The sequence below is a fragment of the Embleya sp. L77 genome (genome assembly GCF_055557415.1).
The window spans coordinates 4752967-4766628 of sequence record NZ_CM145709.1 but is presented as its reverse complement, the minus strand read 5'-3'; the positions used below and the strand labels follow the sequence as shown (position 1 = coordinate 4766628).

Annotated in this window: 14 protein-coding genes; 1 reads left to right on the top strand and 13 read right to left on the bottom strand. The window is 70.7% G+C overall.

Annotation, left to right across the window (positions count from 1 at the left end):
* Positions 1–8: 8 nt before the first annotated feature.
* The 7 genes from ACZOOI_RS20470 to leuA all read right to left on the bottom strand — a co-directional run bounded on the left by ACZOOI_RS20470 (position 9) and on the right by leuA (position 7087).
* Positions 9–548: a hypothetical protein gene (locus ACZOOI_RS20470; RefSeq protein WP_465277201.1), complete on the bottom strand. Its 540-nt coding sequence runs from the start codon at positions 546–548 to the stop codon at positions 9–11.
* 158 nt (positions 549–706) lie between these two features.
* The gene (locus tag ACZOOI_RS20465) at positions 707–1483 is read right to left on the bottom strand and encodes a TIGR03943 family putative permease subunit (RefSeq protein WP_465277200.1); all 777 of its coding nucleotides are present in this window, start codon (positions 1481–1483) and stop codon (positions 707–709) included.
* Positions 1480–2565, bottom strand: coding sequence for a permease (locus ACZOOI_RS20460; RefSeq protein WP_391582839.1), 1086 nt, complete (start codon positions 2563–2565; stop codon positions 1480–1482). Before ACZOOI_RS20460 ends, ACZOOI_RS20465 begins: the two co-directional genes overlap by 4 nt.
* Before the next feature lie 120 nt (positions 2566–2685).
* Positions 2686–3597, bottom strand: a complete 912-nt coding sequence (locus ACZOOI_RS20455; RefSeq protein WP_465277199.1) for an isoprenyl transferase — start codon at positions 3595–3597, stop codon at positions 2686–2688.
* Positions 3594–4346 (bottom strand): DNA repair protein RecO, encoded by a 753-nt coding sequence (recO, locus tag ACZOOI_RS20450; RefSeq protein WP_465277198.1) that lies wholly within the window; start codon positions 4344–4346, stop codon positions 3594–3596. The genes ACZOOI_RS20455 and recO overlap by 4 nt, the downstream gene beginning before the upstream one ends.
* A gap of 70 nt (positions 4347–4416) precedes the next feature.
* The gene (locus ACZOOI_RS20445; RefSeq protein ID WP_465277197.1) at positions 4417–5025 is read right to left on the bottom strand and encodes a TerB family tellurite resistance protein; all 609 of its coding nucleotides are present in this window, start codon (positions 5023–5025) and stop codon (positions 4417–4419) included.
* A 304-nt stretch (positions 5026–5329) separates the two neighbouring features.
* The gene (gene leuA, locus ACZOOI_RS20440; RefSeq protein WP_465277196.1) at positions 5330–7087 is read right to left on the bottom strand and encodes a 2-isopropylmalate synthase; all 1758 of its coding nucleotides are present in this window, start codon (positions 7085–7087) and stop codon (positions 5330–5332) included.
* Between the two features lie 309 nt (positions 7088–7396).
* Between leuA and ACZOOI_RS20435 the strand changes: the two genes are divergently transcribed.
* Positions 7397–8119, top strand: a complete 723-nt coding sequence (locus ACZOOI_RS20435; protein ID WP_465277195.1) for a hypothetical protein — start codon at positions 7397–7399, stop codon at positions 8117–8119.
* A 15-nt stretch (positions 8120–8134) separates the two neighbouring features.
* Here ACZOOI_RS20435 and era read toward each other — a convergent pair whose 3' ends face one another.
* The 6 genes from era to ACZOOI_RS20405 all read right to left on the bottom strand — a co-directional run bounded on the left by era (position 8135) and on the right by ACZOOI_RS20405 (position 13659).
* Positions 8135–9085 carry a GTPase Era gene (gene era / locus ACZOOI_RS20430; RefSeq protein WP_391582845.1) on the bottom strand — a complete coding sequence of 317 codons (951 nt, stop codon included), beginning with the start codon at positions 9083–9085 and terminating at the stop codon, positions 8135–8137.
* Positions 9086–9166: 81 nt separating this feature from the next.
* The gene (locus ACZOOI_RS20425) at positions 9167–9526 is read right to left on the bottom strand and encodes a cytidine deaminase (RefSeq protein ID WP_465277194.1); all 360 of its coding nucleotides are present in this window, start codon (positions 9524–9526) and stop codon (positions 9167–9169) included.
* A gap of 95 nt (positions 9527–9621) precedes the next feature.
* Complete coding sequence (locus ACZOOI_RS20420) at positions 9622–10950, bottom strand: hemolysin family protein (protein ID WP_391582847.1); 1329 nt, start codon at positions 10948–10950, stop codon at positions 9622–9624.
* A 51-nt stretch (positions 10951–11001) separates the two neighbouring features.
* On the bottom strand, positions 11002–11475 hold the full coding sequence (gene ybeY, locus ACZOOI_RS20415; protein ID WP_360304623.1) for an rRNA maturation RNase YbeY: 474 nt from the start codon (positions 11473–11475) through the stop codon (positions 11002–11004).
* 5 nt (positions 11476–11480) lie between these two features.
* Positions 11481–12650, bottom strand: a complete 1170-nt coding sequence (locus ACZOOI_RS20410) for a PhoH family protein (protein ID WP_465277193.1) — start codon at positions 12648–12650, stop codon at positions 11481–11483.
* Between the two features lie 97 nt (positions 12651–12747).
* The gene (locus ACZOOI_RS20405) at positions 12748–13659 is read right to left on the bottom strand and encodes a ribonuclease Z (RefSeq protein WP_465277192.1); all 912 of its coding nucleotides are present in this window, start codon (positions 13657–13659) and stop codon (positions 12748–12750) included.
* Positions 13660–13662 lie beyond the last annotated feature (3 nt).

Genomic DNA, 13662 nt, shown 5'->3' with positions numbered 1-13662 from the left:
GGGCCCGACTACCAGCCGCCCCCGCCGGTCGTGCCGGTCGTGCTGCCGCCCCACGTCCCGCCCTCGGTGCACGTGCCGGTGGGCCGCACCGTGGCCGAGCCGACCCGATTCGGCTTCAGCACGTTGAGCTGCCCGGCCGCGATCGAACCGCCGTAGAGGAACTCCGAGTAGGCGAACGTCTTGGTGATCGACTTCTTGCCCGCGGGCACGTCGATCTCCTCCTGCTTCATGCTGCCGGAGGACCCGCCGTAGCTGACCGTGATCCGCCCGCCCCGGTGTCCGTCGGCGAAGGTGATCGTGCCGATGAAGGTCTCCATGAACGCGGTCTTGCACCGGACGCCGGCCAACGTGCCGGGCGTGACGGTCAGGAACACGCCCTTGACCTCCAGGTCGCCGTCACCGGCCTTGCCGTCCTGGCCCGAGGTCTTCGGCGCCTCGGTGCTCGTGCCCTGCTGCCGGTCGGTGTCCGTGCCCTTGTCCTTTTGACACCCGGTCACGCCCGACCCGAGTACGCCCACGACGGCCGCCGCAACGACGGCACGACGCATTCCCCACCCCATGCTGATTCCCCCCGATCGACCGGCGGATCGTCCTCCCCAGGCGATCCGTCCGCGAACTCACGGTAGGAGAAGGGGTGTCGCGCCGCCGCCGCGCTCGCAGGACGCGAACGCGGCGGTGACGAGACCGTGACATCGTCACGACGTGCCTATTCGTACGGCTCGCGCGGCGTCGGGATGGGATCGACCCTGGTCGCGGTCAGGGCCGGCATCGCGTCGTCCGCCTGGGTCTGGCCGTTGGGCAGCCAGCGGCCGGTGACCGTCACCCACGAGTCGGTCGGCGGCGCCGCGATGCCGTGCACCTCGATCTTGCGGGCGAAGGCGTCGGCGGCACAGCAGCTGATCACCATCCGGGTGATGTACCACGTGCCGGCCGTCTTGCCGGGTGTGACGAAGCCGGTGAGCTGGACGTTGCGGTCCTTGAGCGGCGCGGTGGTGTCCCAGACCGAGCGGATCAGGAAGTCGGCCAGGGTCATCGGCAGCGGATCCCCCGGCGGCAGCGCGGGGAAGCCCGCGTCGTTCGAGGCGGCGGCCGGCTTGGCCACCACGTTGTCCGAGCGCGAGGCGGTGTACGAACCGAGTGCGGGCGGCGCGATCAGGAACAGCGCGAGCACCGGCAGACACAGCAGCCAGGCCGCACGCGGGCCGGCCGAGTGGTCGTGCCCGTGACCGTCCTCGCCCGCCGGCTCCACGGGCTGCCCGTCGGCATGGGCGACCGCGTGCTCGGTGGCCGGTTCCCGTGCCTGCCGCTGGATCCCGTCCCGCACCACCGAGATCAGGCCGACCACGAGCAGGATCGCGCCCGCCGCGAGCAGCGCGGGACGCAGCCCGTCCTTGACGTAGCGCAGGTACATGTCGGTCAGCGAGATCCGCAGCAGCGCGCCGCCGATCAGGATCAACAGCACCGCCTGGACGTCCCGCCTCACAACAACCACCATCCGACGCCGTAACTTGCCACGATCGCGACCACGAACGTGGCCGAGGAGAACCGGGCCGCGAAGCCGCGCCCGAAGGTGCCCGACTGGAGCGCGATCAGCTTCACGTCCACCATCGGGCCGACCACCATGAAGGCCAGTTTCGCCGTCGGCGAGAACCCGATCAGACTCGCCGCCACGAACGCGTCCGCCTCGGAGCAGACCGCCAGCACCACCGCCAGGAAGGCCAGCGCGAGCACCGCGAACCACGGCGACCCGGAGACCGCGTCGATCACGTGCTTGGGCACCGTCACGTTCAGCGTCGCGGCGGTGAGCGCGCCGATCACCAGGAAGCCGCCCGCGTGCAGGAAGTCGTGCTGGAGCGCGAGCCGGAAGTTCTCCCACTTGCCGCTGCCGCCGTGATCGTGCGGGCGGCGCATCGCCTTGATCCACTCGGGCCGGCCGAAGCGTGCCCACAACCAGCCCATCAGCACCGCCGTGCCGAGCGAGGCGACGAAGCGGGCGAGCACCATCTCGGGCTGCTTGGGAAAGGCCACCGCGGTCGCGGTCAGCACGATCGGGTTGATCGCGGGCGAGGACAGCAGGAACGCGAGCGCCGCGGCGGGCGCGACCCCGCGCGCCATCAACCCACTGGCCACCGGCACGGACGCGCACTCGCAGCCGGGCAGGATCGCCCCGGCAGCGCCCGCGACCGGCACCGCCAGGGACTGCCGCCGGGGCAGCACCTTGGTGAACACCGACGGCGGCACGAACGCGGTGATCGCCGCGGACAGCAGCGTGCCGAGCACCAGGAACGGCAGCGCCTGCACGGAGATCGCGACGAACACGGTGGCCCAGGTCTGCACCGCGGGCGTGCCGAGCCGATCCACGATCCACGGCTGCGCGAACAGCAGTCCGACCAGGGCGAGGACGAAGAATTCGAGTTGGCCCGGTCGCCATCGCTCGGCGGGTGGGCGACCGTGCGAAACGGGCCCGGCGGTCGCGGACGACTCGGCGCTGCGCGGTGGCGGTGGCGCCGTCCGCGCGGCGGCAGCGGGGCGCGGCGGCGCGCTCTTTTCGAACATGATGGTCATGTTCGCATTGATCGTGAGGCTGCCGCCGGGCGCACACCCCGCTTTACAAACCTTTCACCCATCGACCGTCGCCCACTCGGGCGAGCGACTCAGGTGCCGGCCGACCCCGTCGGGGGCCGATCAGGCCCCAGACGCGGCCGGCGAACCCGACGGCACCGGCTCCGACTCCGGCTCCGCGACCGCGTTCGGCAGGGCGCCGCCGTAGCGACGATCGCGCGAGGCGTACGTCTGGCACGCCTGCCACATGTGCCGCCGGTCGAAGTCCGGCCACAACACGTCGAGGAAGACCATCTCGGCGTACGCGGACTGCCACAGCAGGAAGTTGGACGTGCGCTGCTCACCGGAGGACCGGATGAACAGATCCACATCGGGCATGTCCGGCTCGTCCAGATACTTGGCGAACAACTTCTCGTCGACCTTCTTCGGGTCCAGCCGGCCCGCCTTGACGTCCGCCGCGATCAACGCCGCGGCGTCCGCGATCTCGGCCCGGCCGCCGTAGTTGATGCACATCGCCAGGGTGAGGTTGGTGTTGTCCTTGGTCCGCTCCTCGGCGATCTCCAGCTCCCTGATCACGCTCGCCCACAACCGGGGCCGCCGACCGCACCAGCGGATCCGTACGCCGAGTTCGTCCATCTCGTCGATCCGCCGGTGGATCGTGTCGATGTTGAAGCCCATCAGGAAGCGCACCTCCTCGGGCGAACGCTTCCAGTTCTCGGTGGAGAAGGCGTACGCGGAGACGTACTTGACGCCGATCTGCGCCGCGCCCTCGACCACGTCGAACAACGACGCCTCGCCCGCGGTGTGCCCGTCGGTGCGGGCCAGACCGCGCTCCTTGGCCCAGCGACCGTTGCCGTCCATCACCAGCGCCACGTGCCGGGGCACCAGGTCGGCCGGGATCTCCGGTGGCAGTGCGCCCTCGGCGTGCGGCTTCGGGTCGCGGTACTGCCGCTGCTCGCGAGCGGCCCGGGCGGGCGCCGACTCGGCCCGCCGACGGCGGGGGAACAGGCCGAAGCGGCCACGCGACTGACTCACGATCTCTCCACCAATCTCAACGAGCGGATACCCCGCTCCAGGTGCCATTGCAGATACGCGGCCACCAGGCCGCTGCCCTCGCGCCGGTGCCGCGGCTCGCTCGCGTCGGCTCGGCCCCAGTCGCCGGTCAACAGCGCACCGAGCAGGGAAAGGGTCTCGGGTGAGGGTACGACGGATCCGGCCGGCCGGCAGTCGCCGCACACCGTCCCACCACCCTGGACGGAGAAGAACCGGTTCGGTCCGTCCAGTCCGCAGCGCGCGCAGTCGACGAAACTGGGCGCGTATCCCGCCACTGCCAGCGAGCGGAGCAGGAACGCGTCCAGTACCAGGCCGGGCTCGTGGGCGCCCATCGCAAGGGTGCGCAGGGCGCCGATCAGCAGGAGGTACTGCTGGAGTGCCGGTTGGCCGCGCTCGTGGTCGGTGAGCCGCTCGGCGGTCTCCAGGATCGCCGTCCCGGAGGTGTACGCGGCGTAGTCCAGCGCGAGCCGACCGCCGTACGCGCCCAGAGTCTCCGCCTGCGTGATGATCGGCAGACCGCGGCCCGGGAAGTCGCTGCCCCGGGTGAAGAGCTGGATGTCGACGTGCGCGAACGGCTCGACCCGGGCGCCGAACTTCGACTTCGTCTTGCGCACCCCGCGTGCGACGGCGCGCACGATCCCGTGGTCGCGGGTCAGGAGGGTGATGATGCGATCGGCCTCACCCAACTTCTGGGCGCGCAGGACGACACCCTCGTCACGGAGGAGGCTCATGCTCCCATTGTGCCGCGCTCGGCCGACCCGCCGGGTCCGTGCTCACGGCTCGCGGCCGGCGGCGGACGGCTCAGGGGCCTGCGAGCACGTGATCGACGCGGGCCCGGCCGAGCCCGAGTCGGTCGCCCGCGTGGTAGAGGATCACCCGGTGCGCCGGGTCGTACGCCCCGCCGGCCAGTGCGACCCGGGCCGCGACGCCGACCAGGTGTTCGCGCCCGGCGACCGCGAGGTGCGGCGCGATCTCGGCGAGCGCCCATGCGGTGTCCTGCGCCATGTGCGCCCCGACGTCGGCGGCGAGCGTGCACGCGTCATAGCTCGGCATGCCCGCGGCCCGGACCGTCTCCACCGCCGCCGCGCGCACCGCCTCCGCCGCGTGCGGCTCGTCGTCCACGGCCGCCACGACGGCCACCACGAGGGCACGCACCGCCTCGCGCAGCAGCAGCGTCAGTGCACGCGCGGTCGGCGTCTCCAGCACCGAGACGTCGTGCCGCGTGCAGCACACCGCGCACTCGATGCCGGAGCCGGCCCGCCCGAGCGGGATCAGCGCGACGCCGAACACCACGAGCCGGCGCCGACCGCCGCCCTTGCGAAAGCGTCGGTCACCACCGCACGCCGGACAGTGGAATTCGCCGTCCCCGATCGCCGATCGAATGGTCCGGATGCCCACGACGAAGAACATGGTGCAGCCCCCTGCGTCCCGCGCGACGGAATGCAGTATTTCCGCCTGCTCCGATGCTGCCACGATTTTCACGAAGCGTCATCGAAAGCGGACAGATGGTTACTTTTGTTCGCGCGAGGCAGAGCGCACGGGCAGAACGCACGGGGCGGGGTGGGCAGCCGGGTTCGACGAAGTCCGTTTCGACGGAGCCCTGTTCGCGCACCGCGGGCTCGGCGCCGGCGGGTTCGACGAGAAGCGGGTTCGGCGAAAACGGAACGGCGGCCCCCGGCCGAGCCGGGAACCGCCGTTCGGGAAAGCTTCTCGATCACCCGCGCGCGGCGCGGTTGACCGCGCTCACGACCGCCTTGAGCGACGCGCGCACGATGTTCTCGTCCACGCCCACACCCCACAGCACCCGGCCGTCGACCGCGCACTCGACGTAGGCCGCGGCCCGCGCGTCCTCGCCGCCACTCATCGCGTGCTCGCTGTAGTCCAGCACCCGCGCATCGAAGCCCAGGCCGCCCAGCGCCCGGACGAACGCGTCGATCGGGCCGTTGCCGATCGCCTCCAGCGTCTGCACCGCGCCGTCCACGCTCATCTCGACGGTCAGCACGTCCTTGCCGTCCTCGCCGGAGACCGTGCGGTGACCGCGCAGTTCCAGCCGACCCCACGGGGCGTCCGGAGTGGGCAGGTACTCGTCCTGGAAGGTGGCCCAGATCTGAGCCGGCGTCACCTCGCCGCCCTCGGCGTCGGTCTTGGTCTGGATGATCCGGGAGAACTCGATCTGCGCCCGACGCGGCAGGTCCATCCGGTGGTCGGCCTTGAGCACGTACGCGACGCCGCCCTTGCCGGACTGGCTGTTGACCCGGATCACCGCTTCGTAGGTGCGGCCCACGTCCTTGGGGTCGATCGGCAGGTACGGCACCGCCCAGTCCAGTTCCTCGACCGGCTTGCCCGCCTCGGCCGCGTCCCGCTCCAGGACCTCCAGGCCCTTCTTGATCGCGTCCTGGTGCGAGCCGGAGAACGCGGTGTAGACCAGGTCGCCCGCGTACGGGTGGCGCGGGTGCACCGGCAGCTGGGTGCAGTACTCGACCGTGCGCCGGATCTCGTCGATCTCGGAGAAGTCGATCATCGGGTCCACGCCCTGGCTGAACAGGTTCATCCCCAGCGTGACCAGGTCCACGTTGCCGGTGCGCTCGCCGTGCCCGAACAGGCAGCCCTCGACCCGGTCGGCACCGGCCATCACGGCCAGCTCGGTCGCCGCCACCGCCGCGCCGCGGTCGTTGTGCGGGTGCACCGACAGCGCGATGAAGTCGCGGCGGGTCAGGTTGCGGCTCATCCACTCGATCTGATCCGCGTACACGTTCGGCGTCGAGCGCTCGATGGTGGCGGGCAGGTTCAGCACGATCTCGCGACCGGCCTCGGGCTGCCACACGTCCATCACCGCCTCGCAGACCTCCAGGGCGAAGTCCAGCTCGGTGTCGATGAAGATCTCGGGCGAGTACTCGTAGCCGAACGCGGTCTCGTCGCCCAGGTGCTTGTCCGCGAAGCGCATCACGTGCTCGGTGCCGGACACCGCGATCGCCTTGCACTGGTCGCGGTCGACGTTGAAGACGACCCGACGGAAGGCGGGCGCCGTCGCGTTGTACAGGTGGACCGTGGCCTTGGGCGCACCGATCAGCGACTCCACGGTGCGCTCGATCAGTTCCTCGCGGGCCTGGGTCAGCACCGAGATGGTGACGTCCTCCGGTACCGCGCCCTCTTCGATGATCGAGCGGATGAAGTCGAAGTCGGTCTGCGACGCGGCCGGGAAGCCGACCTCGATCTCCTTGTAGCCCATCCGCACCAGCAGGTCGAACATGGTCCGCTTGCGGGCCGGGCTCATCGGGTCGATCAGCGCCTGGTTGCCGTCCCGCAGGTCGGTGGACAGCCAGCGCGGTGCCACCGTGATCGTCTTCGACGGCCAGGTGCGGTCCGGCAGATCGACGCCCCGGAACGGCTGGTACTTGTGGATCGGCATCCCGGACGGCTGCTGCGTCACGGACGAGGCGGTGATCGGCGTGGGGCGATTCACGGAAGGCATGCGGCTGGTCTCCTGTATGCGAGGAACGGGCTGCAACGGCAGGTAGGCCGGCGACGGGAGGAAACGACATCCCGGAGGCTCCGACGTGCGGACATGCCTCTATCCCCGCGACGGGGGAGCCGGTCTGACCTCTGTCAGAGGGATGAGCCCCCGGCGCGGCGGCTAAGGAGAAGCAGCCACTGACGCATGATCTGGCAACCATACCCGACCGGTCGCAACCGTCGGGCCGGCATCCGGCATACGAACACATGCGATCTTTTCGGCCGAGCCCCTCGCCCGCCGGCCGAGATCCTCCTACGCTCACTGACCATGAGCTACGACAACCAGGGCCCATACGGACAACAGCCGGGTCAGGGCCAGCCCGGCGGATACCCCCAGCAGGGCGGCCCGGGCTACGGACAACCGCAACAGGGTGGATACGGACAGCAACCCCCGCAGTACGGCCAGCAGCCGCCGCCCGGGTACGGGCAGCAGTCCGGCCCGTACGGTCAGCAGCCGGGATACGGGCAGCAGTCCGGTGGATATCCGCCGCCCACGCCGAGCGGAGGCGGCATGGGCGGCGGGTTGGCGCCGTTCGCGCCGGCGGCGATCGGCGGGGCGATCGGTGCGCTCCTGGTCGTCATCGGATCGTGCCTGGTCTGGGTCAAGCTGGAGAATCGGGGCGGATCGCAGACCTACGGCGGGCTCGACGGAGACGGTGTCTTCACCCTGATCGCGGGCATCGTCGCGGTCGCGCTGTTCGCCGCGGGCGTCCTGCTTCGCAAGGCGCCGTTGGCCGCGGCCGCCGGGGTACCCGCACTCGTGGGCTTGGGCTTCGCCATCTGGAACGTGGCCGACAAGACCCGAGTGATCATGGACAAGGAGGACGTTTCGAGCAGCCAGAAGGATCAGGTGGAGAAGGTCGTCGACCAATTCGGCAGCACCGGAATCGGCCTGTGGCTGGTCCTCGCCGGTGCCGTGATCGCACTGGCCGCCGCCGCCTTCGTCCTGCTGACCGCAAAGCGGACCCAGCCGAGTCCTTACGGCCGCTGACCCACCCGCCCCACCTCAGAATCCGAGCTTGCGGAGCTGCTTGGGGTCGCGCTGCCAGTCCTTGGCCACCTTCACGTGAAGGTCCAGGTAAACGGGCGTCCCAAGCAGCGCCTCGATCTGCTTGCGGGCGCGCGTGCCCACATCCTTGAGCCGCGCGCCCTTGTGCCCGATCACGATCGCCTTCTGGCTCGGCCGCTCGACGTAGAGGTTCGCGTGCACGTCGAGCAGCGGCCGGTCCGCGGGGCGGTCCTCGCGCGGGATCATCTCCTCGATGACCACCGCGAGCGAGTGCGGGAGCTCGTCCCGCACACCCTCCAGCGCTGCCTCGCGGATCAGCTCGGCGGCCATCACCATCTCCGGCTCGTCGGTGAGCTCGCCGTCCGGGTACAGCGGCGGGCCCGCCGGCAGCAGCGGCACCAGCAGGTCGGCGACCAGGGTCACCTGGCTGTCGCCGACGGCGGAGACCGGGATGATCTCGGCCCACTCGATGCCGACGTCCTCGCCCATCTTCTGCACCGCGAGCAACTGCTGGACCAGCGTCTGCTGGTCCACCAGGTCGGTCTTGGTCACGATCGCGACCTTGGGCGTGCGCTTGGCCTCGGCCAACTCGGCCGCGATGAACTTGTCGCCGGGGCCGACCTTCTGGTCGGCCGGGATACAGAAGCCGATCACGTCGACCTCCGCCCAGGTGGCCCGGACCAGGTCGTTGAGCCGCTGGCCGAGCAGCGTACGCGGCTTGTGCAGGCCGGGGGTGTCCACCAGGACGAGCTGGCCGTCGGGCCGGTGCACGATGCCGCGCACCGTGTGGCGGGTGGTCTGGGGGCGGCCCGACGTGATCGCCACCTTCGTGCCCACCAGCGCGTTCGTCAGGGTGGACTTGCCGGCGTTGGGGCGGCCCACGAAGCACGCGAAGCCCGAGCGGTGGACGGGCGCGGAGGGGTTAGGGCGATCACTCATGGGTGACATTGTCGCTCAAGAAGCGAGCGTTCCTTGCGTCGCGGGTGCGCCGGACGCCTTTCGACCCCACCAGGATCCACCGGACAGGGCTTAGACGGCGACGATCGCGCGCACGACCGCGTCCGGGCCGGCCGACAGGATCGGCGTGCCGGCGCCGCCGAGATCGCGCACCGCGGCCAGATCCGCCTCGCTCACCGGGCCCGCCGCGCCGACGATCGCCGCCGCCTCCAGACCGCGTGCGCCGCCCGCGACCGCCATCGCGACGGCCGTGCGCAGCGCCGACAACTCCAGCGAGGGCAGCGCGACCGTGGACGCGGTGTAGGTGCGCCCGGTCTCGTCGCGCACGGCGGCACCCTCGCTCGCCCCGTTGCGGGCCCGGGTGGCCCGGGCCAGGGTGACCAGCTTGGCGTCCTCGGGATCGACGGCGAACTCGGGCGTCTCGGCGCTCACGGGGGCTCTCCTGTTCGGCGCGGTACGGGTGCCGGCACACCCTAACTCGCCCTCCTGTGGAGGTCGCACCCGAGGCGGCGGGCCGGCCGGGCCCGTCAGCGGTTCCGCTCGGACCCCGGCCGGGCGTCCGCGGTGGTCGACGGGTCGTCCCGGTCCGGCTCGACCCGGCCGACCACGATCGTGCCGACCCGGTTGCGCCGGCCCGAGGGGCTCTCCGCGATCAACCGCAGGCCCTCGACCACGGCCGTCGCGCCCGGGATGGGCACCCGACCGAGCGCCTTGGCGAGCAGGCCGCCGACGGTCTCCACGTCCTCGTCGTCGAGTTCGAGGCCGAACAGCTCGCCCAACTCGTCCACGGGCAGCCGGGCGGTGACCCGGAACGTGCCGTCGGGGAGTTGCTCCACCGGCGCGGTCTCGGTGTCGTACTCGTCGGTGATCTCGCCGACGATCTCCTCGAGGATGTCCTCGATGGTGACCAGCCCGGCGGTGCCGCCGTACTCGTCGACCACCACGACCATGTGCGTGCGATCGGCCTGCATCTCGCGCAACAGGTCGTCGGCCGGTTTGCTGTCCGGCACGAAGGTCGCGGCGCGCATGATCGAGTCGACGCTCTCCTTGGCCCAGCCGGGATCGCCCATGGTGCTGCGCCGGGCCAGGTCCTTGAGGAAGACGATGCCCACCACGTCGTCCTCGTTCTCGCCGATCACCGGGATCCGCGAGTAGCCGCTGCGCAGTGCCAGCGACATCGCCTGGCGCAGCGTCTTGTGCCGTTCGATGAAGACCATGTCCGGGCGGGGCACCATCACCTCGCGCACGATGGTGTCGCCCAGTTGCAGCACCGAGTGCAACATCTCGCGCTCGTCGTCCTCGATCAGCGAGTCCTTCTCGGCCAGGTCCACGAACGCGCGCAGTTCGGCCTCGGACGCGAACGGCCCCTCCCGAAAACCCTTGCCCGGCGTGAGCGCGTTGCCCAGCAGGATCAGCAGCTTCGGCAGCGGCCCGAGCACGCGGGCGAGGCCGAACAGCACGGGTGCGCCGATGGTGGCCACGGTGACCGGGTGCTGGCGGCCGACGGTGCGCGGGGACACCCCGACGGCGACGTAGGACACCACGACCATGATGCCGATGGTGACCAGCACCGCCTGCCAGGTCTCGGCGAAGTCGTCCATGCACACGACGGTGACCAGGACGGCCGCCGACAGCTCGCACGCGACCCGCACCAGCAGGGCCAGGTTGAGATATCGGGCGGGATCCTGAACCACCGTCAACAGGCGCTTGGCGCCCCGGCGTTCCTCGCGGACCAACTCCTCGGCGCGGACCCGGGAGATCCGCGCGAGAGCGGTCTCCAGGCAGGCGAAGAGGCCGGCCACGACGACCAGGACGATCGCACCGACCACGAGTTGCAGCACGCTGTCAGCGGGCACTGCCGCCCCAGGGCCGGTTCCGGCTCGGGGCGGATGTATCCGGTGGCGGGATCATCCGCGGTCTCCCGCGGCGCGACGGGCCTCCCGCCAGGATTCGAGCAACTCCTTCTGGAGCGCGAACATCTCGCGCTCCTCGTCCGGCTCGGCGTGGTCGTAGCCGAGCAGGTGCAGCACGCCGTGCACGGTGAGCAGGTGCAGTTCGTCGTCCATGGAGTGGCCGGCCGCCGCGCCCTGGCGCTGCGCGACGGTCGGGCACAGCACGACGTCACCGAGCAGCCCCTGCGGGGGGTCCTCGTCGGCCTTGCCGGGACGCAGTTCGTCCATCGGGAAGGACATCACGTCGGTCGGACCGGGCAGGTCCATCCATTGGATGTGCAGTTGTTCCATCGCGGGTTCGTCCACGATGACCACGGACAATTCCGCCAGTGGATGGATGCGCATACGGTCCAGCGTCCACCGGGCGACGTCCACGATCGCGTGTTCGTCCACCCCCGTGCCGGACTCGTTGGCGATGTCGATGGACATGGCCTTCAGTTCACTTCCCGTTCCACTGTTTGCATGTTCACGACGGTGTGCTTGCCCCGGCCGTTCCGGTCCGCCGCCCGCCGCCCGCGCGAGCCGGGCGCGTCACCGTTGCCGGTGTCGCCGTTCGCGCGACCGTCGGCCTCGACCAGGACGTCGTAGCGCGCGTATGCGTCCACGATCCGGCCGACGAGCTTGTGTCGCACCACATCCTCGCTGGTGAGGCTGCAGAATGCGATGTCGTTCACGCCACGCAGGATCTCCTGCACCACGCGCAGCCCCGACTGGGTGCCACCGGGCAGGTCGACCTGGGTCGTGTCGCCGGTGACCACCATGCGCGAGCCGAAGCCCAATCGGGTCAGGAACATCTTCATCTGCTCGGCCGAGGTGTTCTGCGCCTCGTCCAGGATGATGAACGCGTCGTTCAGCGTACGGCCGCGCATGTAGGCGAGCGGGGCCACCTCGATGGTGCCGGCGGCCATCAGGCGCGGGATCGAGTCGGGGTCGATCATGTCGTGCAGCGCGTCGTAGAGCGGGCGCAGGTACGGGTCGATCTTCTCGTAGAGCGTGCCGGGCAGGAAGCCGAGCCGCTCGCCCGCCTCGACCGCCGGGCGGGTCAGGATGATCCGGGTGACCTGCTTGGACTGCAGGGCCTGGACCGCCTTGGCCATCGCCAGGTAGGTCTTGCCGGTGCCCGCCGGGCCGAGCCCGAACACGATGGTGTGTTCGTCGATCGCGTCCACGTAGCTCTTCTGGTTGAGCGTCTTGGGACGGATCGTGCGGCCGCGGTTGGACAGGATGTTGAGGGTCATCACCTCGGCGGGACCGTGCCCGTCGTTGGAGCGGACCATCGCCACCGAGCGCTCGACCGCCTCCTCGTTGAGCGGCTGGCCGGTGCGCACGATGACCAGGAGCTCGTCGAAGAGCCTGCGGACCAGGGCCACGTCGGCCTCGGTACCGGAGACGGTGACCTCGTTGCCGCGGACGTGGATGTCGGTGTCGGGGAACCCCTGCTCGACCACTCGCAGGAACGAGTCGCCGGAACCGAGGAGCGCCACCATGGGGTGCTTGGCGGGGATCGTGATCTTCGCCTGGGCCTGCGCGGCCGGAGTTTCGCGCGTGCTCTCGCGCGCGGTGTTCTCGGAGCTCGCGCCTCGCGCGTTCGTCGTGGGAGCCATGGGCGGCCTTGGCGGCCTGATCACGCCTCATTTCCGTGCTCGGGAAGCGGTTCGATGCTGCTCAATGGTAACTCTCCGGACCCGGCGGGCCCGGGGATTATTCCGGCACCTGCCGCCGCCTGGGGACCTCGATCCGGTCCAGGTCGTGCGCCGCGACGGTGTCCGGGAAAACCTCCCGGGCCTGCTCCAGGAGCGGTGTCACGTCGGCATAGCGCTGCGAGAAGTGGGTCAACACCAGCCGGCGTGCGCCCGCCTCGGCCGCGATGCCCGCCGCCTCGCGGGCGGTGAGGTGGCCGACCTCACGGGCGAGGTCGGCATCGGCGTCGGCGAACGTGGACTCGCACACGAGCAGGTCCACGTCGCGGGCGAGCTCGACCGCGCCCGGACACATCCGGGTGTCCATCACGAACGCGAACTTCTGCCCGGGGCGAGGCGCGCTGACCTGTTCGAGGGTGACCTCGCCGATACGGCCCTCGCGCTGGATCCGGCCCACGTCGGGCCCGGATATGCCGTGTGCGGCGAGCAGGTCGGGCACCATCCGACGGCCGTCCGGCTCGACCACCCGGTAGCCGTACGACTCGACCGGGTGGGAGAGCAGGCGTGCCTCCAGGGTGAACGGCCCGGCGGGCAGTTCGACGTGCTCCCCCGCCAACGGGTGCTCGACCAGCACGGCGGTCTCGTGGAACGCGGTCGCGTGGTGCAGCCGGTCGAACCACCGCTGTCCGCTCGCCGGGTAGTGCGCGGTCACCGGGTGCGCGACCCGGTCCAGCGACATGCGTTGGATCACGCCGGGGAGGCCGAGGCAGTGGTCACCGTGGAAGTGCGTGACGCAGATCCGGGTGATGTCGTGCGCGGCCACCCCGGCGTGCAACATCTGCCGCTGGGTGCCCTCCCCGGGGTCGAACAGCAGCCCTTCGCCGTCCCACCGCAGCAGGTAGCCGTTGTGGTTGCGGTGCCGGGTCGGAGCCTGGCTCGCGGTGCCGAGGACGACGAATTCCCTGGTGGACACGTT